This is a genomic window from Pseudomonas sp. GW-45 (assembly GCF_056896675.1).
In genome coordinates this window covers 1,913,838-1,937,387 of record NZ_CM167674.1, presented here as the reverse complement: position 1 = coordinate 1,937,387, position 23,550 = coordinate 1,913,838, and the positions used below count along the sequence as shown (strand labels likewise).

General features: G+C 55.2%; 21 protein-coding genes and 1 tRNA gene. 9 read left to right on the top strand and 13 right to left on the bottom strand.

The window, feature by feature from the left end:
* Window positions 1-5 precede the first annotated feature (5 nt).
* Complete coding sequence (locus AC1XYH_RS08820) at window positions 6-2,615, top strand: ankyrin repeat domain-containing protein (protein WP_483326208.1); 2,610 nt, start codon at window positions 6-8, stop codon at window positions 2,613-2,615.
* Window positions 2,616-2,684: 69 nt separating this feature from the next.
* Complete coding sequence (locus AC1XYH_RS08815; RefSeq protein ID WP_483326207.1) at window positions 2,685-4,208, top strand: phospholipase D-like domain-containing protein; 1,524 nt, start codon at window positions 2,685-2,687, stop codon at window positions 4,206-4,208.
* Window positions 4,209-4,223: 15 nt separating this feature from the next.
* On the opposite strand, the gene AC1XYH_RS08810 is transcribed toward AC1XYH_RS08815, so the two are convergent.
* On the bottom strand, window positions 4,224-4,595 hold the full coding sequence (locus AC1XYH_RS08810) for a DUF6746 family protein (RefSeq protein WP_483326206.1): 372 nt from the start codon (window positions 4,593-4,595) through the stop codon (window positions 4,224-4,226).
* Between the two features lie 126 nt (window positions 4,596-4,721).
* Entirely contained in the window at window positions 4,722-6,164 is a 1,443-nt protein-coding gene (gene cls, locus AC1XYH_RS08805) for a cardiolipin synthase (RefSeq protein ID WP_483326205.1), read from the bottom strand.
* A gap of 104 nt (window positions 6,165-6,268) precedes the next feature.
* On the opposite strand from cls, the gene AC1XYH_RS08800 reads away from it, so the two are divergent.
* Window positions 6,269-8,227, top strand: a complete 1,959-nt coding sequence (locus tag AC1XYH_RS08800) for a CASTOR/POLLUX-related putative ion channel (RefSeq protein WP_483326204.1) — start codon at window positions 6,269-6,271, stop codon at window positions 8,225-8,227.
* A gap of 4 nt (window positions 8,228-8,231) precedes the next feature.
* On the opposite strand, the gene AC1XYH_RS08795 is transcribed toward AC1XYH_RS08800, so the two are convergent.
* The 5 genes from AC1XYH_RS08795 to AC1XYH_RS08775 form a co-directional block, all read right to left on the bottom strand.
* A complete protein-coding gene (locus tag AC1XYH_RS08795; protein ID WP_483326203.1) occupies window positions 8,232-8,567 on the bottom strand; it encodes a TusE/DsrC/DsvC family sulfur relay protein in 336 nt (111 codons plus the stop codon).
* Window positions 8,564-8,863, bottom strand: coding sequence for a sulfurtransferase complex subunit TusB (gene tusB / locus AC1XYH_RS08790; protein WP_483326202.1), 300 nt, complete (start codon window positions 8,861-8,863; stop codon window positions 8,564-8,566). Before tusB ends, AC1XYH_RS08795 begins: the two co-directional genes overlap by 4 nt.
* A 25-nt stretch (window positions 8,864-8,888) precedes the next feature.
* On the bottom strand, window positions 8,889-9,242 hold the full coding sequence (gene tusC / locus AC1XYH_RS08785; protein WP_483326201.1) for a sulfurtransferase complex subunit TusC: 354 nt from the start codon (window positions 9,240-9,242) through the stop codon (window positions 8,889-8,891).
* A gap of 1 nt (window position 9,243) precedes the next feature.
* Window positions 9,244-9,633 (bottom strand): sulfurtransferase complex subunit TusD, encoded by a 390-nt coding sequence (gene tusD / locus AC1XYH_RS08780; RefSeq protein WP_483326200.1) that lies wholly within the window; start codon window positions 9,631-9,633, stop codon window positions 9,244-9,246.
* Between the two features lie 73 nt (window positions 9,634-9,706).
* Window positions 9,707-10,384, bottom strand: coding sequence for a Bax inhibitor-1/YccA family protein (locus AC1XYH_RS08775; protein ID WP_483326199.1), 678 nt, complete (start codon window positions 10,382-10,384; stop codon window positions 9,707-9,709).
* 220 nt (window positions 10,385-10,604) lie between these two features.
* Between AC1XYH_RS08775 and AC1XYH_RS08770 the strand changes: the two genes are divergently transcribed.
* Window positions 10,605-10,695 (top strand) — tRNA-Ser (locus tag AC1XYH_RS08770).
* A gap of 91 nt (window positions 10,696-10,786) precedes the next feature.
* On the opposite strand, the gene AC1XYH_RS08765 is transcribed toward AC1XYH_RS08770, so the two are convergent.
* From AC1XYH_RS08765 to AC1XYH_RS08750, 4 genes are all read right to left on the bottom strand, one after another.
* Complete coding sequence (locus AC1XYH_RS08765) at window positions 10,787-13,045, bottom strand: putative bifunctional diguanylate cyclase/phosphodiesterase (RefSeq protein ID WP_483326198.1); 2,259 nt, start codon at window positions 13,043-13,045, stop codon at window positions 10,787-10,789.
* Window positions 13,046-13,282: 237 nt separating this feature from the next.
* Entirely contained in the window at window positions 13,283-14,134 is an 852-nt protein-coding gene (gene yghU / locus AC1XYH_RS08760) for a glutathione-dependent disulfide-bond oxidoreductase (protein ID WP_483326197.1), read from the bottom strand.
* 105 nt (window positions 14,135-14,239) lie between these two features.
* Window positions 14,240-16,522, bottom strand: coding sequence for an ATP-dependent DNA helicase (locus tag AC1XYH_RS08755; protein WP_483326196.1), 2,283 nt, complete (start codon window positions 16,520-16,522; stop codon window positions 14,240-14,242).
* Window positions 16,519-18,171: a VRR-NUC domain-containing protein gene (locus AC1XYH_RS08750; protein ID WP_483326195.1), complete on the bottom strand. Its 1,653-nt coding sequence runs from the start codon at window positions 18,169-18,171 to the stop codon at window positions 16,519-16,521. Before AC1XYH_RS08750 ends, AC1XYH_RS08755 begins: the two co-directional genes overlap by 4 nt.
* 157 nt (window positions 18,172-18,328) lie before the next feature.
* Between AC1XYH_RS08750 and AC1XYH_RS08745 the strand changes: the two genes are divergently transcribed.
* The 4 genes from AC1XYH_RS08745 (at window position 18,329) to arfB (ending at window position 21,044) form a co-directional block, all read left to right on the top strand.
* On the top strand, window positions 18,329-19,333 hold the full coding sequence (locus AC1XYH_RS08745) for an Lnb N-terminal periplasmic domain-containing protein (RefSeq protein WP_483326194.1): 1,005 nt from the start codon (window positions 18,329-18,331) through the stop codon (window positions 19,331-19,333).
* 32 nt (window positions 19,334-19,365) lie between these two features.
* Window positions 19,366-19,752, top strand: a complete 387-nt coding sequence (locus AC1XYH_RS08740) for a hypothetical protein (protein WP_483326193.1) — start codon at window positions 19,366-19,368, stop codon at window positions 19,750-19,752.
* Between the two features lie 75 nt (window positions 19,753-19,827).
* Window positions 19,828-20,535, top strand: coding sequence for a glutamine amidotransferase-related protein (locus tag AC1XYH_RS08735; protein WP_483326192.1), 708 nt, complete (start codon window positions 19,828-19,830; stop codon window positions 20,533-20,535).
* Between the two features lie 95 nt (window positions 20,536-20,630).
* On the top strand, window positions 20,631-21,044 hold the full coding sequence (arfB, locus tag AC1XYH_RS08730) for an alternative ribosome rescue aminoacyl-tRNA hydrolase ArfB (RefSeq protein WP_483326191.1): 414 nt from the start codon (window positions 20,631-20,633) through the stop codon (window positions 21,042-21,044).
* Between the two features lie 64 nt (window positions 21,045-21,108).
* On the opposite strand, the gene AC1XYH_RS08725 is transcribed toward arfB, so the two are convergent.
* Entirely contained in the window at window positions 21,109-21,681 is a 573-nt protein-coding gene (locus AC1XYH_RS08725) for a Smr/MutS family protein (RefSeq protein ID WP_483326190.1), read from the bottom strand.
* Window positions 21,682-21,776: 95 nt separating this feature from the next.
* On the opposite strand from AC1XYH_RS08725, the gene prmB reads away from it, so the two are divergent.
* On the top strand, window positions 21,777-22,688 hold the full coding sequence (gene prmB, locus AC1XYH_RS08720) for a 50S ribosomal protein L3 N(5)-glutamine methyltransferase (protein WP_483326189.1): 912 nt from the start codon (window positions 21,777-21,779) through the stop codon (window positions 22,686-22,688).
* Here prmB and AC1XYH_RS08715 read toward each other — a convergent pair.
* A complete protein-coding gene (locus AC1XYH_RS08715) occupies window positions 22,685-23,464 on the bottom strand; it encodes a hypothetical protein (protein WP_483326188.1) in 780 nt (259 codons plus the stop codon). The genes prmB and AC1XYH_RS08715 overlap by 4 nt on opposite strands.
* Window positions 23,465-23,550: the final 86 nt, after the last annotated feature.

Below are 23,550 nucleotides of genomic sequence, written 5' to 3'. Positions count from 1 at the left end.
CAAGTATGTCGATCAATCAACGCCTGATGCTTGCAGCAACCCTGGCCACGCTCGGTGCCTGTGCCAGCGCGCCGGTACCTGGTCCGGCCAAGCCTGACCTTACGCCAAAGTTGACGCCCTTGAACGCTGATACTAAAGCCAGTTTTGAATGCGCCGGAGCACTGCCGTCGGTGCATCGACAGATATGTTCCAGCGATCCGTTGGCCCTGCAGGACAAGGAGCTGGCGGCGTACTTGCGTAAACGTATTGATCAGCTTGATCTGCCGGGTGCGCTGGTACTGGAAGCCAACCAGCGTCAATGGCTACTCAGCCGCGCCGGGCAATGTGGGCTGGGAGTCGATACCGCTACCGGGGTTAATCTCGACGCTAACGCCATCGCCTGTTTGCAGTCCATGTACCGGCAACGCACCGCGCAGCTCACGGCATGGCCGGTGCCGCATCCCGAGCCGCAGCGCGAACGTCACGCGTGGGCTAGCTATGCCGAATATCGGGTTGCCGAGGATCGTGGTAACGGTATGTGCGCCAGCGTGGCTAATGCGCTGAACCAGTCGTTAGCGCGAGACGGTCGACTGGGATTGTCTAGCTTGGCTGGCGCTCAGCTTAAGGCAGGGAGCCATGCGTCAGTGAGCAGCGCGGATATCGCGGGACAGCAGATCAGTGTTGAGTTGTACGACGCTGGCCTGTATGCCGGTTATCAGCAGCGAGCACGTGGTTTACGCATTAATGGCCAAGTTGTGATGGATGATCGCATGTTGCCGCGCTGGGTTGCCGAGCAGCCTAACTACGGCGGCCGCGCCCATGCTTCTTCGTCGCAAACCGGAGATTACGGCAGCATTGATGTTTTTACTTATCAAGGTAAAACATGGGCCTTGGTGAACGAAACCTGGGGGTTCTATTCACCGGCTGCTCGCGGTGAGTCTGCTTATGCGGGGCTTTATAGTGTGCAAGATGGCGTTACCCCGCAATGTCTGTTTCAGACCTACCTGACGCCACCACGCACCAATACTTTGCGTGGCCTGCCGGCCTACAGCGCACTGGATACCGAGTTAACCAAGCTTGCCGGCGATCCCTTGCTGGGCTACTCACAGCAGGATAGACGTGATCTGTTTCAGCGCTGGAAAGAGCGCCAGTGGACACTGCTCAACCTGCCGCTGCTGGGCGTGGATCAATTGCAGCGCAATGGCCGCGAAGCCGCCATACGCTCGCGTCAGGACGCCGCGATGGACCAATTGTTTGAGTGGTCAGAACGCAACATCGGCGCCAAGCAATTATATCGTCGGGTGATGCCGATGCTGCAGCCGGCACATCAAGAACTGGTCTCCATGTTTGCTGCCCAGGGTTTAAATGCTCAGGAAGCAAGTAGCGCCGCAGACCTGTTGTTCCATGAAACTTTTGCCCGTGCCATGGAGAACTTGGAAGCGCCTGCGCAAGTGCCGAATGCGCCTGCCGCCCCTTTTGCCAACTACAATCCGCGTTATGCCATTGCGCCGCAGGCAGGAGCGTTGGAAGAAGGGCGGCAGTTTGCCACTCTGCACAGTGTGTTGCTGAACGGCGCACCAGTACCTGTCATCAGCGACTTTGTTGATTACGAAACGGAAACCCTGGGTAAGCAGCGCGGCCTGGGAGCGGATGGCGACACCGCCTTGATGGCGGCTGTTGGCAATCCGGATGCAGTGGCTTTTTTGCTGCAACGCGGCTTTGCGGTGAATGACAGTAACCTTTGGGGCAAAACGGCCTTGATGTCTGCAGCCCAGGCCGATCAGCCGCAAAGTGCCAAACTACTGTTGGAAGCCGGTGCGAATATTCATGCGCAGACCGAGCGCAAACCTGGCGTGGGTGTGGGTGGGCCGGATCGTCGTGAGGCGGAATCATCGCGCCAGACTGCACTTTTGATTGCTGCCGGAGAAGCGAGCAGCCGAATGATTGATACCCTGGTAGACGCTGGTGCGGCGCGTCAGGCCTGGAGCGGTTACGATCAGCAGATATGTCAGCAGGTGGAGAAAAATACGCAGCTTGAGCAGAGCCAGCGTGAGCGTTACCGCAACTCTGATCTGTGTAAAGCAGCCTATGCACCTGTACCGCTAAGTGCGCAGAAAATAGTGGATATCCGCGGTGGAGACGAGCTGATAATTCGGGATGATGGTACTCAGTATTCGATCCACTTGGTTACCCGCGAGCCCATGACCTTATTTGGGCGCCCGGCAGAGTTGGCGCCTGAAGAAATGAAGGATGAAGTAGGTCGTATCGCCGTCAATGTGGCCATGACAGCACAGCGCAAAGCGGGTGCTCGCATCACGGGTCAGCTGAACCTGGTATTCGACAACCTGGCTGACAACACGCCAACGCTGTTGAAAACCCAGGTCAGCTTTCCGGTGGAAGGAAATATTGGCAGTATTGCGGGTTACCGGCTAAATCAGAAGCCCCGACAGCAGGTGCTGAGCCTGCATTATCAGGCGGAAACCCAGACGGTAGAAGGCGCCTGGCGAGCCCTGTACAGTGCAGCCTATACTCAAGGCTTAAAGCCAACGGGCTCTGGTTATGTGGTTATCGATAACCGGGGTGGTCGTCGTTTTGATTACCAGTTGGTTGTGACCGATACCTACGCAGAAGATTGATGCGCAGAACAACCTGACCTGCCCGGCTTACGTTTCAACAGCCGGGCAACTTGCAAAGGGAAACAATGGATGCGAATTCTAGGGCTGTTGGCAATCTCCGGAATGTTGTTGGGATGTGCTACTCAGGGAGTTAGTCATACCGAGCTGCCTTCGTATTATTTGCCCACAGACGCGCAGACTCGCCTTAGTAAGTATGTCGCCAAGGAACAACCAACAGACGCTTCACTGTCGGGCTTTACGCTATTGCATAAAGGCAATGATGCGCTAGCCGCTCGTTTGAAACTAATTGATATGGCCGACAAAAGCCTGGATATCCAGTACTACATCTTCAAAACGGATATTACCGGCGGGCTGATTACTGAGCATCTGCTTAAGGCAGCTGACCGGGGCGTTCGCGTCCGCTTACTGCTGGACGATCTGGGCAGTAGCCTGGAGGACCTCAAGGTATCGGTAGTTGATCACCATCCCAACATCGAAGTGCGGTTGTACAACCCGCTGAGCCTGCGCAGTGAGTGGTTAAAAGGGTTTAGCAAGTTGGGTGAATTTGGGCGTATCAATTACCGCATGCACAACAAGCTGATAGTCGCGGACAATCGGGCGATCATTACCGGCGGCCGCAATATTGGTGACGAGTACTTCACTTTGAGCGACGTCGATTTTCAGGACGTTGATGTAGTGGGCATAGGCCCAATCGCGGATCCTGCCTCAGATAGCTTCGACAATTTCTGGAATAGCGGCATTGCCATCCCCATTTCTACCTTGTCCGATAAGGCCGATACTCAGGCCTTGGCGGACATGCGCGCCACGCTAGGTTCGAAGAACCGTCAAGCGGAGCACGACCCCTATTTGAAAGCCGCTGCAAAATCGTCATTCATTACCGCCATGAACAACGACACCTTACAATGGCATTGGGGTCACGCCGAGTGGTTTTACGATGATCCCTCCAAATCGGACCCCCATGGCGACGGCAGTGAGGTTGCCTTTTTGAGCCGCAGTTTGATTAAGCCAATGCAGGCGGCGCAAAGTGAATTGCTCCTAACCTCGGCTTACTTTGTTCCCCTTGATGGTGGGGAGAACATGCTATTAGGCATACGTGAAAAAGGCGTAGAGGTCTCGATTCTGACCAACTCGCTAGCGACTACAGACGTGTTGGCAGTGCACAGTGGATACGCCGAATCGCGTGGGCCTTTGCTTCACGGTGGCGTAAAGATGTGGGAGCTGCGGCCTATCGCTGGACAGAAGGAGCGCGCGAGCCCGTTCTTGGGCGAGTCGCTGGCAAGCTTGCATGCCAAAACCTTTGTATTTGATCGCAAGGCGGTCTTCGTTGGTTCAATAAATCTGGATGCTCGTTCGGTCAAACTAAACACCGAAGCGGGGGTTTATATAGAACAAGAGGACATTGCTGCGGAAATGGTTGATTTGTTCAAGCGCTGGACTTCAGAGGACTTCGCCTACCACGTCAGCCTAAACGAAAACGACGATATTCAATGGCAAGCAGAAGGGCAGACGTGGACTACAGAGCCCGGCGCTAGCAGATTCCGGCGTTTCATGAGCTGGACGCTGGGTTGGCTACCCATTAAAGGCCAGCTCTGATTTTGCACGCGCAGCTCAAACGCGGGCCTGCCCCAACCAGAGCTGTGCAGCGCTCAGATAAGCGGTAGCGTGCAACAACACGGCCCGGCTGTCTTGATGCTCGACCGCTTGGTGTAGCGACTCCAGTTGCGCTGATACGGGTGCCAAAGGCGTTCTCAACATCAATAAGTCGCTTTCCAATTGATAGCTTAACTCGTCAATCAAGTTGAATGCGGCGCTGTCCAGCGGCGCGTTAAGCAGCTGTTGTAGCAATTCATTGTGCGCGCTGAGCTGCAGGACGACGGCGTGTGAGGAGTCGCCAGGCGCATTGCTGAGAGGGCTGGCCGTCGTCATGGCAGGGCTCATCATGGCAACGGTAAGGCTGACGGGTAACAGGTGTACTTTCATGCGCTCATCCATAATGATAATCAAACTCATTAAGGATTGTAATCGCCCTTGCCGGGAAAGCAAGCCGCATTTGTTAAATTATTTCAGCCTGCAAATTAGAGCACGGTGGGGCAGTAGTAACCCTGTTTAAAGCAGCGGGCTAAGGAAGAACACACCTCTCTCAAGCACCCTTGAAGCGCGCGAGCGCTTTTGCCAATCGGCTAACTGCAAGCGGTGGCTGGCGGCTTCGTAACCGTCCAGGAGTTGCCGGATACTTGCGCATCCCTCGGGCGAGAAGAGCGCAACAGTTAGCTCAAAATTTAGCTGGAGGCTACGAATATCCAGGTTAACGCTGCCCACGAGTGCTAGCTGGTCGTCCATCAACATAGCCTTGGTATGCAGCAGCCCGCCGCGGAATAAATGAATCTCACCGCCAGCCTCAAGAAAGCGTTCGTAGAAGGCACGGCTGGCCCAGCCTGCCAACTTTGAGTCGTTGCGCTCAGGGATCAGCACCTTAACGCGGACCCCCCGTTCGGCCGCTTGGCAGAGTGCGTTGAAGATCGCCTCAGAAGGCACAAAGTAGGGCGTGCTTATGGTGATGCTGTCGTTGGCGCGGTAGATGCTCGATAGCACAGCCTGGCCTATGAGATCGTCACCAACGCCAGGACCAGAAGGCAGGATGGAAAGCCACTTGCCGCAGGCTGGCGCGCTAGGTGGGGCTGGTTCGAGTCGACGTAACCCGGTTTCGACCTCCCAGTCCCAGGCAAATACTTTGTCTAGCCCGCGTGCGGCCGGTCCATCGAGGCGCAGCATGATATCCACCCAAGCGCCGACCTTGGCCTCCTTCTTGAAGTACAACGGATCTGCAATGTTCATTGAACCGCTGTAGGCCACTCGGCCATCGATGACGATGAGTTTGCGGTGCATTCGTAGGTCGATACGCTGTACTAAAGCGCGCAACAAACGCACTGGCAAAGCGGGCACCACCTCTATGCCAGCGTCGGTCAAACGTTTACGCCAGCTTGAGCGAAAGAACGGACGGCTGCCGGCGTGGTCAATCAACAGAGAGACTTTCACTCCCCGCGCGCTGGCGTTGATCAGCTCTTCTGTGAGCTCATCGACTCGTCCGCCCGGAAACCAGATATAGGTTTCGATATGAATGCTGTTTTGCGCGCCACGTACGTCGTCACACAACCGGGAGAAAATCAGTTCCGGGGTATCCAGCAACTCCATGTGCCGGTAACCCAGCGCGCCAATCCCCATTCGTGTCGCCAACAATTGGTAAATCCCCTGCGTAAGGGAGCCACCGTTAATGGGTGCTTTGCTAGCGGCAAAGTCTGTGGCGATACTTTTCAGAAAGGGTTGGACCATGGCCTCAGCGCGGCGCGCACGTTCCTTACCCAGGTTCAGTTCACCCAGCATGAGATAAAGTGCTGCACCGAATATCGGCAGAATATAGATCACCAGCAGCCAAGAAAGCGTGACGCTTACCGGATTACGTTTGGCGATTACACGCAGCGTGACGGCTGCGGTAAAAAGCCAGTAGAGTACGACCAGCGTCCAGCCAAGAATGCTTTCAACGTTTGCCATAGTGTCTTTGCAGGTTATGCGCCTGGGTTTGTGTGCGCTCAATCTAGCAGGATTTGCCTGCCCCGTTAAGAATCAGACCACGCCAGAGCAGAGAGGCTCCCTGAATGCTGCCATTTTCTTTTGTTGATCGTTTGCGTTACCTGATTGAGCGGCAATTTGTGAAGGGTGCGCACTATCAGCTTTTGGTTGTTGCTGCGTTTATCGCACTGATCTCCCTAATCGGCGGCTGGCTCGCCTGGCCCTCAGCGCCCGAGGGTGGCACCTTGGCTGATTCGGTGTGGTGGGCATTCCTGCGACTGACTGATCCCGGCTATTTGGGTGATGATGAGGGCACCTGGCGCCGCATCGTTTCTACAGCATTGACGGTCAGCGGCTACGTGGTTTTTCTCGGCGCGTTGGTCGCCATTATGACCCGCTGGTTGATCGATATGATGGTCAAGCTGGAACAAGGCCTAACGCCGGTTACTGTCAGCGATCACATTGTTATCCTTGGCTGGACCAATCGCACCATTCCTCTGATACAAGAGATTCTGGACACCAGTGGCGGTATTCAGCGGTTGTTACGTGCGCGTGAAACCAAGCGGCTGCGGTTGGTTATTCTGGCGGATGAAATTAACGCCGATCGTGTGCAGGAGCTGCGAGAGATTCCCCTTATTCGTCGCTCAATGAGCAATATCATTTTACGTTCAGGCACTGCGCTGCAACCCGAAGATCTGGATCGCGTGGCCTGTCTGCAGGCCGCAGTGGTGTTGATACCTGGCCGCAATCAGGTGGGCAACGAGTTATTGACCGGCGATGTAGAAACCATCAAAGCGTTGTTGACGCTACAGGCGCAAGCACATTTGCGTGGCACACCACCGCCTTATGTGGTGGCGGAGATTGCCGACATGCGTAAGCTCAACATATTGCAGCGCGCCTATTCCGGCCCGCTTGAGGTAGTAGCCAGTGATGCGATGGTCAGCCGGTTGTTTGCACAGTCGTTGATTCACCCCGGCATGCCCGAGTTGTTTGGCGAGGTAATGACGGTACACGATGGTAACGAGTTTTATATTCGCTCAACCGATAACTGCGTGGGGCAGACACTGGGCGAGATCGGCCGACATGCACCGCAGGCTATTCTCTGCGGCTTGATGCGGCCGCATGGCGATAGCTGGCGTACTTGGCTCAATGCGCCGACCGATGAATTAATTCGCCAGGGCGACAAGATCGTCATGCTAGCGCGTGACTACGCGCATGCAGAACCGCAAGCCAGTACTGAGCAGCCGCTGCGGCCGCTCCAGCGCAGTGTTCGGCAAGCCAAACCTGTAGTGGGTGGTTTGCGGCGGTTGCTTATTTTGGGTTGGAATCGGCGTGTTCCGGCGCTGATCCATGAGCTGGCCGGTTATGCCGATTACCGCTTTGAGGTGCATGTGGTTGCGGTGGTTGAACCTAGCCAAAGAACCACCGAAATCAATGCCTATAGCGAACTGACCGCGCGCGTTAGTTGCCAGCACACTCAGGCGGATTACATGGTAGAAGGCGCGTTGCGTGAGCTGCTCGGGCAGCGTTTTGACAGTGTATTGTTGCTCTCGTCAGACCGAATGGACTCGGGTGAAGAGGCTGATGCGCGCGCAATGGTCGGTTACTTGGTCGTGGATGAACTGTTGCGAGAGCGTAGCCACAAGCCGCAGATACTGCTTGAGCTGAGTGATCCTGCGAACGAATCGTTGGTGGTGCGCAAACGAGGCGAGAGCATCGTCAGCCCGATGATTCTCAGCCACTTGATGGCACAAATCGCTCAGCGGCGAGAGCTGGGGTTAATGTTTGAAGAGCTGTTCACCACCGGTGGCGCGGAGGTTACCTTCCGTAAAACCACGGACTACTCGATGCAGAGTGTCACCACCTTTGCAGACCTGGAGGCAGTCATTGCGTTGCAGGGGGAAACGGCGCTCGGGGTGTATCGCAGCAAAACCGATGAAGATGGGCGCAGGTTACACCTGAATCCGCCGCGTGATCAGCCGCTGCGACTGCAAGTTAACGATCAGTTAGTGGTGTTGACTACGTTGCCGGAAGCTCAAGACTAATGGGTTAAAGGCAGTTGTCGGGCTTGGGCAAGCCCGCGAGCTTGGCGCCAAACTTTGCCGGGCTGCCGGGAAATAAGCGGAGCAAATAAAGGCTAGTACCCTTTTCTTTGCCTAATTGCTGGCCGACGTATTTCACCAGCGGCCGCATGGCCGGTGATAGCTGGTAGGTTTGGTAGAAGTTGCGCAGCGCCTGAATTACTTCAAGGTGAGCGGGCGTCAGACTGATGCCTTCACGCTCGGCCAGGGCCGCTGCAACGGACTCTGACCAATCTTGCAAGTCCAGAAGGAAACCTTCCTTGTCGAGCGCAATGGCTTCGCCATCGACCAGAATGTCACTCACCAGCTGAGCACCTTGTCGTACTGTGTGCACAATTGTACGAAGGTTGGATAATCGACCAGAGTGACTCGCTTGGGTACGTCATCCATCGCCAATCCGCGCGCTATGACATCTGTCTCCAAGGCATACAGGCGAACACTGGCGGGCAGCAGCTGCAATGCGCTCAGGGCGGTGGTGCGGGGCAGCAGGGCATAGACGCCGTCTTCGATCAGCAACAGTCCTTGTTTCGGCCCCATGACCCGTAAGCTGCTGGCAAAGCGGCTCGTATCCTGCGGCGTGTGGCGAAGAATATGCAGCATGGTCAAACTCCTGTCCATCCGGCGATCATAGGGTGACCACCTGATCGTAGTGCTCAAGCAGACTGGCTATCTCAGAGCCTTCAACCGGCTTCGCAGGCAGTAGCAATTGATTAGGTGTTAAGCCGCGCTCACTCAATGAATGCTGGCAGACGAACAGGTCTTCCACGCCAAACATCGGTAGCGCTTGCAAGTTGGCCGTGAGCGACTTCTGCTTGATTAATGCAGCCTCTTGCCCCTTGAGCAGCTGTAGGACCCCGGCATCCAGGAACAGCATCCCAACGGGCACCCCGAAGGCCGCAGCCGCTAGGGCAAGATCCAGGGCTTCTCTCGCTGCGGGTGCCGCCGGAGGATGGCGGCTGATGACTAGCAGACTGCTCAAATCAGGTTCCAAAAGTCACCGCCCGGTCAGCCGTTTGCATGGCATCTACCCATTGCCCTAATCCCGATAGCTCCCATGGCTTGCCGCTGTTGGCGCCTGGCCGCTCCCATCGATAGGCTTCAGCCTCATTCAGCACGCCACGGCGCAGGGCGGCAGCGATGCAGACTACGGCGTCTAGTTTATTGGCGGTAATAAAATCACGCCAATCGTTAGCTACGTCGGATTCATCCTGTGGGTACACAGCCAGGTTTGAGGCAAGATGCACAGCATCGCGATAAAAGAATAAACGGTTTATCTGGTGGCCGCCGTCGAGCACCGCCTGGGCAAAGTTCAGGGCGCTACGAGCGGCCGGATCCTGTGGTCCGGCGAGTAGGGCGATGGCAAATTTCATGGCGTATGAGTTGCTCTAAAAAAAATGGCTCACCGTTGCAGGCGAGCCATTGAGTATAACCTACCGACTATTATCAGTCGTCGTTGAAGGCGCCGATCAAGCTCAGCAAGCTGAGGAACAAGTTGTAGATAGACACGAACAGCGTAATAGTTGCCATGATGTAGTTGTCTTCACCACCATGAATGATCGAGCTGGTTTGATACAGGATCACGGCGGAAGAGAAAAGTACAAAGCCCGCGGAGATAGCCAGTTGCAGGCCGCTGATCTCTACAAAGAAGCCAGCCACTACAGCGACCATCAGTACCACAAAGCCTGCCATGATAAAGCCAGACAGAAAGCTAAAGTCTTTACGCGAGATAATGGCGTAAGCCGACAGGCTGAAAAACACCAGTGCGGTCATACCCAGCGCTAGCGTCACCACAGAACCGCCGTTAGGCATGCTGAGGTAGGCATTCAGAATAGGGCCAAGTGTATAGCCGAGGAAGCCGGTAAAAGCGAAGGTGCTGACCAGCCCCCAACCAGAATTGCGCAGCTTGGTGGTCAGGAACAACAACCCGTAGAAACCGACCAGCGTAACAATGATGCCAGGGTAGGGCAGGTTAAGGCTCATGGAAACATAAGCGACCAGAGCAGAGAAAGCCAAGGTTATGGCCAGCAGAGTGTAGGTGTTGCGAAACAGCTTGCTGACTTCGACTTCACTTACACCACTGTGCTGCATTGTGGTCGCGGTATGGCGTTCTTGCATATTCATGCACGGCTCCTGTCGTGATAAATCAAATAATCTATTAGCTACTGCCAGATAATACGGGTAATCGAGGCCAAATCAAGGCGGGGTGTAATACAACGGGGCCTATTCATATGCAAAATGTGTCTGCTTCGTCAGAACGCGTACTTCCTTGCAGTAAAAAGTAGTTCACATTGCATCGTACCCCATTGACTAATCAGCATTTTCCGGTAGTATTGCCGGCCGTGGAGGGATGGCAGAGCGGTTGAATGCACCGGTCTTGAAAACCGGCGTAGGTTAATAGCCTACCCAGGGTTCGAATCCCTGTCCCTCCGCCACTATTTATACTCAAAGCCCCGTAAATCGGGGCTTTGTTGTTTCTGGGTTTTGGTGCTGGATATGCGGTCCTGTACTCAAGTGAACTTTGCGTCAGGTTTTGTCCGAGCATTTGGCAAACAAAAGCGGATTCAAATCGGGATCCAGCGTGCGGGGGAATGACCCAAGCGGGCAGGGTGGTGAGATCAGAAAGCCCTGAACCTCATGACAGTTTGAGGCACAAACTATCTGTAGCTGCTCCAGGGTTTCTACACCTTCACAGACGGTGCGTTTACCAAGCTCGTTGGCTAGATCGGTAATCATTTTAACGATGGCTCTGGCATCGGGCTTGGTCAGTAGTTCGGTAACGAAGGATCGATCTATTTTCAGTGTGTCGAACGGGAACCGGCGCAGGTAGGATAGAGACGAATAACCGGTGCCAAAGTCATCCAGCGCCAATCGCACGCCGGTGCTGCGGATAGCGTTGAGGATAGTGACTGCTTTGTCTGCATCCTCAATCAACACCGATTCGGTCAGCTCAAGTTCAAGTTTTTCGGGTGTCATGCCGGATGTACGCAACACATCTTTGAGGCCGTTTAGGTAGTCACCGAATTGCAGTTGGGAAGCTGATACGTTGACTGCGATAGTGAGCCCAGCCAGCTCATGGGTGCCTGCACGACAGGCCTCAGTCAGTGCCCATACGCCAAGCTTGTCTATTATTCCGCATTGCTCTGCAATGGGAATGAATTCCATGGGACTAATTTCGCCCAGATGGGGGTGCCTCCAGCGCATGAGTGCCTCAGCGCCAGTGACCTGCCAGGTCTGCAAGTCGACCTTGGGCTGCCAGTGCAGGCATATTTCATCATTGTCGATGGCGTTGCGTAATCCGTGCTCAATGCTCAATCGGCGGTGGCTGATTTCACCCAAGAGAGGTGAATACTCGACCCAGCGTCCGCGGCCCGCCTCTTTGGCTGCATACATGGCGATATCTGCTTGTACCAACAGGTCGTCCAGACCACAGAGTGTTTCATTGCGAACGGTGAAGCCCACGCTGGCGCCGACGCGGAACTGACGTTCGTCGATCGTGATGGGGTCTGACACGCTGTTGACTACCCTGCGGGCCGTGTCGGCGGCGGTCACAACTGCTTCTTTGGACCAGAGCACGATAGCAAACTCGTCGCCGCCCAGTCGGGCAATGAGGGATTTTGTGCCAGCACAGGAGCGCAACCGCGCTGCGACCACTCTAAGAATGGTATCGCCCACGCTGTGGCCGTAATTGTCGTTCACTGCCTTGAAACGATCGAGGTCGATAAACAGTAGAGCTAAAGGTTCATCCTGTTCGATAGCGCTACTTAAAGCGGCACGGAGATGGAAGCGATTGGCAAGGGAGGTGAGCGAGTCGGTATGGGCAAGTTCACGTAGCTTATGATCACTTTTTACTTTCTCGGTAACATCCGTGAGCACACCACGCCAGCCCAAAAAAATATTGGTTTCTGTGAACAGGCATTTACCTGTCATTGCCAAGTGCATGTCGCCTTTACGCGAGGTCATCGTCAGCCGGATATCTCTAAATGGATTACCTTCGCCGTTCAATACTTGCAATTGGGTAAGGTCATTGGGACACCGGGTGGTGAGCAATTGCTGGAATGTCTGGGTGTGGTGCTCGTTTTCTTGCAGCCTCAAGACTTCAGTTAACCTTGATGAAACATGGTTTAGGTGGCCTTCGCTGTCGGTCTCCCAGAGAGCATCGCCAGCATTGTGCTCAAAGTCCTGCAGCAGCACGGCCATAAGCTGCTCCTGTCGTTCCGACTGGGCCTTGGCCGCTATTAAATCGGTGGCCTGTCGCCAGCCGAACAAAGATCCGATTAACACCATGGGCGAGTACAACAGGACCAGAATCGCAACGGCTAGATAGACTGTTTGTCCAGACAACCAGAGCGCGCCTATTGCTGCGAAGGAATAAATCATGGCGTAACTGATACTGGCGTAGGGCAGTGGGCTGAGTACAAAGCTCCCAGCGCTGATCATGCCGGTAACAATGGTGGCGATGGCCATTTGTTGGCCGCGAGAAGCGTCAGGAAACCAGGTCAGTATCATCCAGGCCCAAATAATGGCCAAGATAGATGCGTGCAGAGTTGCCCTGTGAGCACTTTTGGATGAGGCATGCACAATCGGACGCTTGCGTGTTTTTTGCCAGCCAAGGCTGGAAAAAGCGCAGACCGCAGTCAGCAACGATAGCCAAACCCATAGGCTGGGGGGTATGTTCGGCGCAAATGCGATGAGAACACAGGCGCCGCTGCCGACATTGGCCAGCATCATGGGCAAGGATACGCGGGTAACCGAACTTACCTGGATGCCTCGAAGGCGAGCCATCTCTGTATCGTCGGATGAATACATCGTCGATATATCGGAGAACAGTTTACGAATATTGGTTATTCGGTCTTTCAACTACTGGCACCCGTCTGACAGGTAAAAGGCAGGTTTAATGGCCATGACTCTAGCAGAGGTATGCGCACCAACGCTTCAGAAATCAATGTTTTAAGAGTAAAAAGCAAATTCGAGCAGGGTGATAGATAATCGACGCCCCTCGGGGCGCCGATCTATTGCTGTTTAAACCTGAGAAGGAAAGTCGCTTGCGGCGTGACGTTCAGCCAGTTGCTCGGAGGCTTCGCCCCATACGCGGTTGACCATGCGCCCACGCTTGACCGCGGGACGGGCAGCAATTGCTGCAGCCCAGCGCTGTACGTGGGTATATTCCTGCACCGAGAGGAATTCACCGGCGCTATAAAGGCTGCCTTCGGCCATCAGGCCATACCAAGGGTAGATGGCAATGTCGGCGATGCTGTAGTCGTCGCCTGCCATGAACTCACGTTCTGCCAGGTTGCGGTTCAGCACGTCGAGCTGGCGTTTGACTTCCATGGCGAAGCGGTTGATCGGGTACTCAAACTTTTCCGGAGCGTACGCATAAAAGTGGCCGAAACCGCCGCCCAAATAGGGTGCTGAGCCCATTTGCCAGAATAACCAGTTCATCGCCTCGGTACGTTGTGCGTGATGGGTGGGTATCAGAGCGCCAAACTTTTCCGCCAGGTAAAGCAGGATGGAGCCTGATTCAAACACGCGGGTCGGCGTTTCAGTGCTGTGATCTACCAGCGCAGGAATCTTTGAGTTGGGATTGGCCGCGACGAAGCCGCTGGAGAATTGATCGCCTTCGCCGATTTTGATTAGCCAAGCGTCGTATTCAGCCTCGCTATAGCCAAGCTCAAGCAGCTCTTCAAACATGACAGTGGCTTTGACGCCATTGGGCGTGGCTAGCGAGTACAGTTGATGGGGATGTTTGCCGATCGGCAGATCCTTGTCATGCGTGGGGCCAGCGATAGGGCGGTTTATATTCGCAAACTTGCCGCCGCTTTCGGCGTCCCAGGTCCAGACTTTAGGTGGTTCATACTGTTTGTCGTTGCTCATATTGCGGTTTCCTGAACAGTGGATGACAGACGTGGCTGGGCACCACTGACTGATTTTTGTCGTGGTAAAGACTAGCACGCCGGCTCAACCATTTAGCGAGCTGATTCATACTTTAACGGTGTCGACCTGCCACCAGCCTGGCAGCAACGCCTGCACGGCGCGTTGTCCAAAACGGTCATCCAACAGATAGACCACGCCGCTATCATCGGTACTGCGGATCACCCTGCCGGCGGCCTGCACCACTTTCTGCAAGCCAGGATAGAGGTAGGCGTAGTCGTAACCATTGCCGCCGCTGTCGGCAAACATCGCCTGCATGCGCTCCTTCATTTCCTCGTTGACCGGATTAATCTGTGGCAGCCCAAGGGTCGCAATAAAGGCGCCTATCAGGCGTTTGCCCGGCAAGTCTATTCCCTCACCAAAGGCACCGCCTAGCACGGCAAAACCGACGCCGCTGCTGTGCTCAGCGAAGCGCGCAAGAAAACCGTGGCGTTCTGCTTCATTCATACTGCGTGATTGAGACCAGGTCGGGATGCCGGGGTAGTCGGCCTGGAATTGGTCCAGTGCTTGTTGCAGGTAGGCGTAACTACTGAAGAACGCCAGGTAATTGCCGGGTGCGCGTTCAAACTGCTCGGCGATCAGCTTACAAATAGGCCGCAGACTAGCGCTGCGATGCTGATAGCGCGTGGACAGATTACGCACCACGGATACGCTTAGCTGCTCGGCTTTGAAGGGAGACTCGACGTTGATCCATTCAGCCTCTTCCGGCAAGCCGAGCAAGTCGGAATAGTACTGCGCCGGGCTCAAGGTCGCCGAAAACAGCGTAGTGCTGTGCGCCGTGAGAAAGCGTTGTTTTAGAAAAGGAGCCGGCACTATGTTGCGTAAGCATAAGGTAGATAGCGTCTTGCGCCCGGCAAATTCCTCGTGGCGAGTAATATCGAACAAAGAGTGCGGGCCGTAAGCTTCGGCTAGGCGGCAGAACAGCATGGCGTCCAGATAAAATCGCAGTAGACCGGCATCATTGCCGGTGGGTTGATCGGTCAGGTGATCGGTGATGGCGCTGACCGCCTTCTGCAGGCTGGCAATGAACAGATCGGCGATGGTCGGGTAGATCTGATAGTCGTCGGTTTGATCCTGATGCAGGGTTTTCCAGTGACGCGCCACCCGATCCAACGGAGTTTTCAGCGCCTTGGGTGCGCTACGTCGCAGTACATTAAACACCTGCTGATCAAGCTCTGCGGTATACATGCCGCGCGCGCGGTCGATTAGGTTGTGCGCTTCATCCACCAGCAAGGTGACGCGCCAATCGTTGAGCACCGTGAGGCCGTGGAGTAGGGCGGTCATGTCGAAGTAATAGTTGTAATCGCCAACCACCACATCGCTCCAGCGGCATAATTCCTGACTCAGGTAATAGGGACAAATCTGATGGTCCAGCGCGATTGTGCGAACGCTGGACTGATCCAGCCATTTGGCTTGCACGGCAGCGGCGCGGGCAGCTGGCAGCCGGTCATAAAAACCTTGAGCGAGTGGGCAAGAGTCGCCGTGACAGGCTTTGTCCGGGTGCTCGCAGGCTTTGTCGCGAGCAGTATGTTCGAGCACGCGCAGGGGCATGTCGGTTTGTTGGCTGCGTAAGGTAGATAGGGCTTCGAGCGCCAGTTGTCGGCCCGGAGTCTTAGCAGTGAGAAAGAACAGCCGATCGAGTTGCTGCTCCGGGAATGCCTTTAATTGCGGAAACAAGGTGCCAAGTGTCTTGCCGATACCGGTGGTCGCCTGCGCCATGATGGTTTCGCCATCGCGGGCGGCGCGGTATACAGCTTTGGCCAATTGCCGCTGACCTGTGCGGAAACTGGCGTGCGGAAAGCGCAGCTCCTGCAGACACAGGTCACGTTCGCCGCGGTGCTGGGTTTCCTGTCGGGCCCAGGCAATGAAACGGTCGCATTGCAGTGCAAAAAAACGGCGCAGATCGTCTGCCTTGAACGTTTCGCGGTAGGGCGTCTCTTGCTGGGTGATGACGTTGAAGTACACCACCGCCAGATCCATCTCTTCAAGCTCCAGTTCGGCGCACAGCAGCCAGCCGTACACCTTGACCTGTGCCCAATGCAGGCTGCGATGGTTAGCGGGAATGCGGCTGACGTCGCCTCTGTGGGTCTTTATTTCCTCCAGCAGGTTTTGGCTGGGATCAAAACCATCCGCGCGACCGGCAACGAGCAGCCCTGGATAACTACCGGCTAATGCAAGCTCGCTGACATAGTCGGGGCCGCGCCGGCTAACCACGGTCTGATGCCCGGAGATGCCTTCCTGCGCGGTGGGCGCAGGGGTGAAGCGCAGGTCCAGGTCACCCTCCTTGGCGGTGAACTCACAGAGCGCCCGCACGGCAACGCGATAAGTCATGCGCCGCACACCTCGTCAGTCCATTGCACATAGCAAACCTCCACTGGCATGTCGTGCTCTGCGCAAAACGCTAACCAGCGTCGCTGGTTGTCCTGCAAGCGGTCACCGGGGCCTTTCACTTCGATCATGCGGTAGCGCTGCTCGGCGGGCCAGAACTGGATCAAATCAGGCATGCCGGCCCGATTGGCTTTGATGTCGCGCAGCAAACGTTGAAACCAGAGTTTCAGGTGCGCGGCGGGAATGCAGCGCAATGCATCCTCTAGCAAGGCGGCGTTGAGTAGCGGCCAGCACACGAAAGGAGATTGAATGCCCTGCTTTTGCTGGAACGTGTCGCGTATTTGGTGCGCGTAATTATCACCGTCCAGCTTTGCTAGACACATCTCAAATAGCTCACGACGACGCTGGAAAAAATCAGGGCTATGCAAGTCGGCCGGAGCACTGTGAAACGGATGAAAAAAGGCTCCCGGTAGCGGTGCGAAAACGGCGTCCCAGCAGAGTAGCCCGAACAGGCTGCAAACTAGGGTGTTCTCGACGTAATACACCGGAGCTTCATCCTGGCTTAGGTGCATAACAACGGCTTGCTCAACGCCCACGTCGAGTGAAGGCGGCAATAACAGGTGCTGTTCGGTGATCACTGCGACGGCTTGCTGCACAGGTAGCGGCCGTTTCAACTTTCGCGACAATCGCTTCAGCGCCCGCTCAACCAGTTGCCGTTCAGTTTCGCTTTCAGGATTAGCTGTGGCTTCTAACGCCAGCTGATAGGCCTCGGTGTGCCGTTGGGTTTGTTCCAAAATGCGCACACGTCTTTGGCGGGCGCCGATGTAATCGCATTGCTCATACAGCCGCAGTGCATGGGCCTGCTCACCGTCACGCTCCAGCTGTCTGCCTAATTGAAATAGCAGGCGCTGATGACGCTGTTCGATCCACGGGTTATCGCTGTGGAACCTACCCAGTTGGTGCAAGGTATCGGTTACGCTCGCGTGGTCGGAAAAGGTCTCGCGACAGCGACGCAAGTGCAGGTAATCGTCGATATCGCAGCGGTTGTTGAAACCGCGCGAGTCGAGCGAGAAAGCGACTGACTCATAGCGAAAGACGCCTAGGTCGGTGAGTACGAACTCAGACCAGCTTTGTGCCAAATTGCCAAAAAATAACAGCCGAAGTCGTTCACATAACGAGTGAATGGTCAGGCTATATATGTGCTCATCTGGTACGGCTGGCCATTCGTGGTAGGGCATTTCCCCAGGGTAGCGTTCGTACAAAAGCGCTAGCATTTCGGTCTTGCCCAAGCCTTTGGCGCAGACGTTATGCGGGAGTAGCGTCGCCAGTTCGCTTTTGAGTAATAGCCTGGAAAGGTCGTCGACCATTAGCGCTGCGTCACTTACTAGCCAGCCACGTTGTAGCAGCGGCGAGGCAGCTGAGGCGATATCGCCAATCTCTGCATAAGCGAGCTTGCTGCAACGAAAGTGCGGTCCTTTACGCATCACCAAGCGCACCAACAATGCTTGTGATAACTGAGGCAGTGCGCTGAAATCTTGAGCGAACGCCAGCTCCTCTGCGGTGAGCAAGTCAGCGTAACGCTCGCGCACCCAGTCGAGCACGGTCTGGAAGTTCGTCAGATAGTAAAAGTCGGCGGCGAGCGGTGTAGGCATAGAACAAGTATACTGGTTGAGTATCCAGTATTGTGCTTTTATATTTCGATCGATACAAGGCGCAAACTGTGCCGTTCATCGCTGCTACTCTCGCGGGCAAGGTGTAGACTGCGTAAAAGCGACTGCGGTATTGCCCGCACGTGACTGAGGCTGATTGATGCTGTTGGGTCTTTCCATATTCCTGTTATTTCTGGGTAGCGCTTGGGTGCTGCTGGCGATGTGGTTTCATCGCCCTGACTCCAAGCGGCTGCGTTATATGCCAATCGCCAGCTGGTCGCTCTGGCTGGTCGTTGTATTGTTTTTGGCGGCGATCGGACGTTATCCCCCAGCGTTAGGGCTAATCCTGTTTGCGGTGATATTGATAGTGCTTTGGTGGCGCGGCTTGCGTGCTCAAGGCATTAGCGATTGGGCAGATGATATGGCCATGACTACCACGGGTCGTATTGTGGGTGAGCGTCTGGAGCTGCAACAGGTACGCAACTTCAACTGGCGCAGCGAAACCGATTATGACGTTCGCTGGGATGAGCGAGTATACGATCTCGCAAAGCTGCAAACGGTTGATATGATCTCTTCTTACTGGGGCCCACGGGCCATCGCCCACATCCTGGTATCTTTTGGTTTTGAAGATGGTCGCTACTTGACTTTTTCGGTTGAAATACGCCGTGCGCGCACGGAAGAGTTTTCAGCGCTGGGCGGTTTTTTCAAGCATTTTGAGCTGAATATTGTCGCTAGTGACGAACATGACATAGTGCGTGTACGTACCAATATTCGCCATGAGGATGCTTATCTATACCGCACTCGTCTTAGTGCCGATGATGGGCGAGAGCTGCTGGAGGCCTATGTGGCGGCAGCCAATGAATTGGCTGCTAGGCCGCGTTATTACCATACGTTGACCGCCAATTGCACCACAGTCGTGTTTCGTCTTTTACGGCGCATACATCCTAATCTGCCGTTGGATTACCGACTTTGGCTGAGTGGCTATCTAGATGAATATGTCTATGCCCTTGATGGTTTGCAGCCGAACTATTCGATGACCGAATTGCGCCAGCGGGGACGAATTACACAACGCGCCAGACAGGTTTGCGATGGCGATGATTTTTCGCACTGTATTCGTGACGGTGTGCCCGGATACGATCATTTGCCAGGGCCCGTTGGGCAGTGAAAGACCCACAGAAACAGGTAAGGAAGACAACGATGAAAAAGCTGTTTTTGTTTGCCGCCATGGCATTTATGCCCATGCTGGTCAGTGCGCAAAATACGCCAGAGGTGTCCGTCAGCGTTGAGGCGATAGTCGGTGATGCCCGAATGGCGCCGGATGTACGTATCAAGCGCAGCTTGGCATTGCTGCAGGAGCGTTCGACAGTGGAACGTGAGCAGGGCAACGCCGTAGCAGCCGATCGCCTGCAGCAATCGCTGACCTATCTACTGCAAGCGCCCACCAATGCTGAGGCGGCTGAGCTGGCTGCGCAAGCCGCTGAAGCCGCTGGTGCGGGCGACAGTGAAACCGCGCTGGTATTGGCCGAAAGTGCCGCCGAGCTGGCCGGGGCTAATGAGGCGCTCGAACCGCCGGTCTTGGAGTAAATCTCAGGCGCGGGAGAGCTCCTGGTGATTCGCTGAGCCATCGCTTCTGTTAATTCATGAATGAGCGGGTATGCAATGAAAGTTGGGTTGTTGCAGTGTGATGATGTGCGAGAAAGCCTGCAGGTTCTGCATGGTAATTATCCCGAGATGTTTGAAACGCTTTTACGCCAACGGTTACCGGAAATGGACTATCGCGTTTACCGTGCCCTGGATGGAGAGCTGCCCGGGAGCGTTGATGAATGCGACGTTTATCTCACCACAGGCAGTAAATCGGGCGTTAACGATGGCCAGCTCTGGATCAACGAGTTGCAAGCGTTTGTTGCCAAGCTGTGGGAAGCAGGCATGCCACTGGTGGGGATATGTTTCGGACATCAGTTGATGGCCAAAGCTTTGGGCGGTGAGGTGCATAAATCACCCAAGGGCTGGGGCGTAGGCATGTCGTTTAATGACGTGCTGATTAACAAACCCTGGATGCAACCCACTCGCGAAAGCCTGGACTTGATTGTCAGCCATCAGGACCAGGTAGTGCGACTCCCGCCGCATGCAGAGATTCTCGCGCGGAGCGATTTTTGTCCTTACTATTTACTGCAATACGGCCAACACTTCATGAGCGTGCAGGGCCATCCGGAGTTTTGCAAAGCCTATTCGGCCGACTTGATGGATGCACGTCGTGACGTGATTCCAGCGACGCGATACCGGGCAGGGCAGGCGTCCTTGAGCGCTGTAGTGGACGACAGTCTGATGCTCGACTGGATTGTTAACTTCCTGCAGCAGGCGCGCTGACGTCACCTGTTTTTGCCCATATTTGAGCATCAGCGTATCCTTGGGCTAGGCCGGAGCGATTTCCGGCATTGTCTTTCTGCTCTGGAGTTAGCCGCATGATTGTTTTGTCCAACGAAGTACAGCTGGGGGATTGGGAGGTTGAGATTTCTGCCGTCCGCTCTCAGGGTGCGGGTGGTCAGAACGTGAATAAGGTGGCCAGTGCCATTCATCTACGCTTCGATATCCGCCGCTCCAGCTTGCCGCCGTTCTATAAAGAACGTTTGCTGCAGCTGTCTGATCAACGGATTACCAAGGATGGCGTGATTGTCATCAAGGCGCAGCAGTTCCGCACCCAAGACATGAACCGTGATGATGCCTTTGAACGCCTACGTGAGTTAATCAACGGTGCGGTGGTCGTGCAGAAGAAGCGGCGTGCGACACGACCCACGCGCGGGTCGCAGGTGCGCCGGGTAGATAGCAAGGTGAAACGCGGATATTCCAAGCAGTTGCGCGGCAAAGTTGATCTCTAAGCAGCAGTGCTCCTTGCCTGCAGTCATTGCTTAAATTTGCCTGATTTAGGCGAATAATACCTACTCAGTCGTCGCGGCCTTCCAGCATGGTGCGTTTGAGCAATACATAAACCGAGCCGGTACCGCCGTGGCGCGGGATGCAGGAAGCAAAGGCTAATACGCTGTTGTGTTGTCTCAGCCAGGTATTCACGTGGCTCTTCAGTATGGGCATACGGCCGTCTTTTCGCTGGGCTTTGCCATGGGTCACGCGTACACAACGGATTTCCTGCTTTACCGCTTCGGCAAGAAACGCCCAAAGGTCTTCGCGAGCGCGCTCAACCGTCATGCCATGCAGGTCAATTGAACCATCAAAGGGAATCTGCGCGCTTTTCAATTTGCGTAACTGGCTGAGCTGCACACCATTGGTGCCCCACATCAGCTCTTCTTCCGGCGCGACATCGATTACGAACTGGTCGGACAAGCCGTCAATGACGATGCTGGTAGCGCTGTTTGTTGCGCGTGCGCGACTGGCGGCAATACGCGCACGGTCAGCCTTGGGTTTGCCGGTGTCGGCTTGCTGTTGCTTGAGCGGTTTGACACCCTTGATGACCTGTTGGAACAGGTGTTCGTCATCGGGGCCAACGTTATCCTGAGACATTTTCCTGAATCTGCTGCTAAAAAACCGAAGTGTACCAGTAGTCGTCAGCACGCGGCAGCGTAGAATGGGCGGCTGATTGGACAAGGATTTACATCATGAGTGAATACGCCGCACTGAAAAGTGTGCAGGACTTGATACGTTGGGGCGTCAGCCGTTTTCATCAAACTGAGCTGTACTTCGGCCATGGGACTGACAACGCCTGGGATGAGTCGCGCTTGCTGGTGCTGCATGCACTGCACTTACCCTGGGAGACGCCGGAGAGCTACTTGCATTGCCGGGTGACAGAAGAGGAGCGCGAAGCGGCGGTTGGCTTGTTGCTGGAGCGCGTGCGCCTGCGTATTCCTGCAGCCTACCTGACGGGGTACGCGCGCTTTGCCGGTCTGCAGTTCATCGTCGACGACCGTGTACTGGTGCCGCGATCACCGATTGCCGAGCTGATCGACTCACGTTTTGAGCCTTGGCTGGAACGCGATCCAGTGCGTATTCTAGACCTATGCACCGGCAGCGGCTGCATAGGTATCGCCTGCGCTTTCGCGTTCGACGAGTCAGAAGTGGTGTTGGCCGATCTCTCCGCTGATGCCCTGGCCGTTGCAGAAGCCAATATTGAGCTACATGGCCTTGCTGAACGGGTCGAGGCGCGCTGGTCAGATGGGTTTGACGGCTTGGCGGGCGAGCGTTTTGATTTGATCGTCAGTAATCCGCCTTATGTCGATTCCGAAGATATGGATAGCCTGCCGGACGAATACCATCACGAGCCGGAGATGGGGTTGGCTGCGGGTGATGACGGCCTTGATTTGGTGCGCCGGATGCTGGCTGAGGCCGCAGACTACCTCAGCGAAGACGGCGTACTGGTCATTGAAGTAGGTAACAGCATGGTGCACGTGATGGCCGAGTGGCCCGAGGTGGATTTTGAGTGGGTCAAATTTGCTAACGGCGGGCACGGTGTTTTTGTGCTCAGTGCAGAACAGTGCCGTCACTTTCAGCCGTTGTTCGCCGAAAGTCTTTAACGCAGCACAACCCAGAGCAGCATCAACGCCTGGAATATTGAGAATACGATCAGGCAACCAATCGCAAAGCGGTTGCCGATATCGGTTCGTTTGTAGCTGGCTATCAAATTTTGTAGCTTGTTCATCTGAGCAGCCTGCTTCTGGTTAAGCGATTCATGCTCGCGTAGCTGATCTAACAGGCTGCCGATTTGTAGTGGCTGAATTTTTTCGGTATTCCAGCTGCCGATTAGGTCGTTGACGCGATTCGCCTGAGCAGCACCGTTGCCGCTGCCTTCTTCAAGCGTACTGATGGTGAAACCGGCACGGCTAAGAATATTTTCAAAGGCTGCGCGGGCGTCGGCGTTCTTGAAGTCGTCGGCGCGTAGGTTGATTGGAGTGATCGCATAGTCGCCGCAATAGCGTTGGCACCAATGAATCAGCTGCGCCAACATGAAGGTACCCAGTCCGCGCTGCGCTGGCTGGATACTCACGCCGCTGATGGGGCCGAAGCGCACGCGTTGTCGCTGGTGATCCACTAACACTTCCAGACGATTTCCTATGTCTGGTAGTGCCTCCCCTTCAAAGCGAAACTGCAGGCGTAATAGCTCAAGGCTACCGGCCTTTTCTTGAGTGACGGCAATTTGAGCGAGTTTTTCTGTATGCACCAGAACCCGAGCTTTGAAAACGGGTTTTAGCTGTACCCAATAAAAATCGGATGGTTTAGCGCGCACGAACGGATCGCGTATCACGGTGGGTTCCGGGCTTAGCTCCGGTACCAAAGTGTCTGTTTCGCTCATGGCTTGCCCTACGCGCTCTGGGGAATGTTGCTGCTGCTCCTTAGACGTTTATCGGCGTTGGCAGCAATTTCTGTAATTTATCTGCC

Coding starts and splice junctions, on each gene's coding strand:
- prmB (WP_483326189.1), top strand. CDS start 21,777: ATGAGTGAATACGCCGCACTGAAAAGTGTGCAGGACTTGATACGTTGG.
- cls (WP_483326205.1), bottom strand. CDS start 6,164: ATGGCAAACGTTGAAAGCATTCTTGGCTGGACGCTGGTCGTACTCTAC.
- yghU (WP_483326197.1), bottom strand. CDS start 14,134: ATGAGCAACGACAAACAGTATGAACCACCTAAAGTCTGGACCTGGGAC.
- AC1XYH_RS08755 (WP_483326196.1), bottom strand. CDS start 16,522: ATGACTTATCGCGTTGCCGTGCGGGCGCTCTGTGAGTTCACCGCCAAG.
- AC1XYH_RS08765 (WP_483326198.1), bottom strand. CDS start 13,045: ATGGCTCGCCTTCGAGGCATCCAGGTAAGTTCGGTTACCCGCGTATCC.
- AC1XYH_RS08715 (WP_483326188.1), bottom strand. CDS start 23,464: ATGAGCGAAACAGACACTTTGGTACCGGAGCTAAGCCCGGAACCCACC.
- AC1XYH_RS08820 (WP_483326208.1), top strand. CDS start 6: ATGTCGATCAATCAACGCCTGATGCTTGCAGCAACCCTGGCCACGCTC.
- AC1XYH_RS08810 (WP_483326206.1), bottom strand. CDS start 4,595: ATGAAAGTACACCTGTTACCCGTCAGCCTTACCGTTGCCATGATGAGC.
- AC1XYH_RS08725 (WP_483326190.1), bottom strand. CDS start 21,681: ATGTCTCAGGATAACGTTGGCCCCGATGACGAACACCTGTTCCAACAG.
- AC1XYH_RS08775 (WP_483326199.1), bottom strand. CDS start 10,384: ATGAATATGCAAGAACGCCATACCGCGACCACAATGCAGCACAGTGGT.
- AC1XYH_RS08815 (WP_483326207.1), top strand. CDS start 2,685: ATGCGAATTCTAGGGCTGTTGGCAATCTCCGGAATGTTGTTGGGATGT.
- tusB (WP_483326202.1), bottom strand. CDS start 8,863: ATGCTGCATATTCTTCGCCACACGCCGCAGGATACGAGCCGCTTTGCC.
- AC1XYH_RS08740 (WP_483326193.1), top strand. CDS start 19,366: ATGAAAAAGCTGTTTTTGTTTGCCGCCATGGCATTTATGCCCATGCTG.
- AC1XYH_RS08745 (WP_483326194.1), top strand. CDS start 18,329: ATGCTGTTGGGTCTTTCCATATTCCTGTTATTTCTGGGTAGCGCTTGG.
- AC1XYH_RS08800 (WP_483326204.1), top strand. CDS start 6,269: ATGCTGCCATTTTCTTTTGTTGATCGTTTGCGTTACCTGATTGAGCGG.
- AC1XYH_RS08750 (WP_483326195.1), bottom strand. CDS start 18,171: ATGCCTACACCGCTCGCCGCCGACTTTTACTATCTGACGAACTTCCAG.
- arfB (WP_483326191.1), top strand. CDS start 20,631: ATGATTGTTTTGTCCAACGAAGTACAGCTGGGGGATTGGGAGGTTGAG.
- AC1XYH_RS08735 (WP_483326192.1), top strand. CDS start 19,828: ATGAAAGTTGGGTTGTTGCAGTGTGATGATGTGCGAGAAAGCCTGCAG.
- tusD (WP_483326200.1), bottom strand. CDS start 9,633: ATGAAATTTGCCATCGCCCTACTCGCCGGACCACAGGATCCGGCCGCT.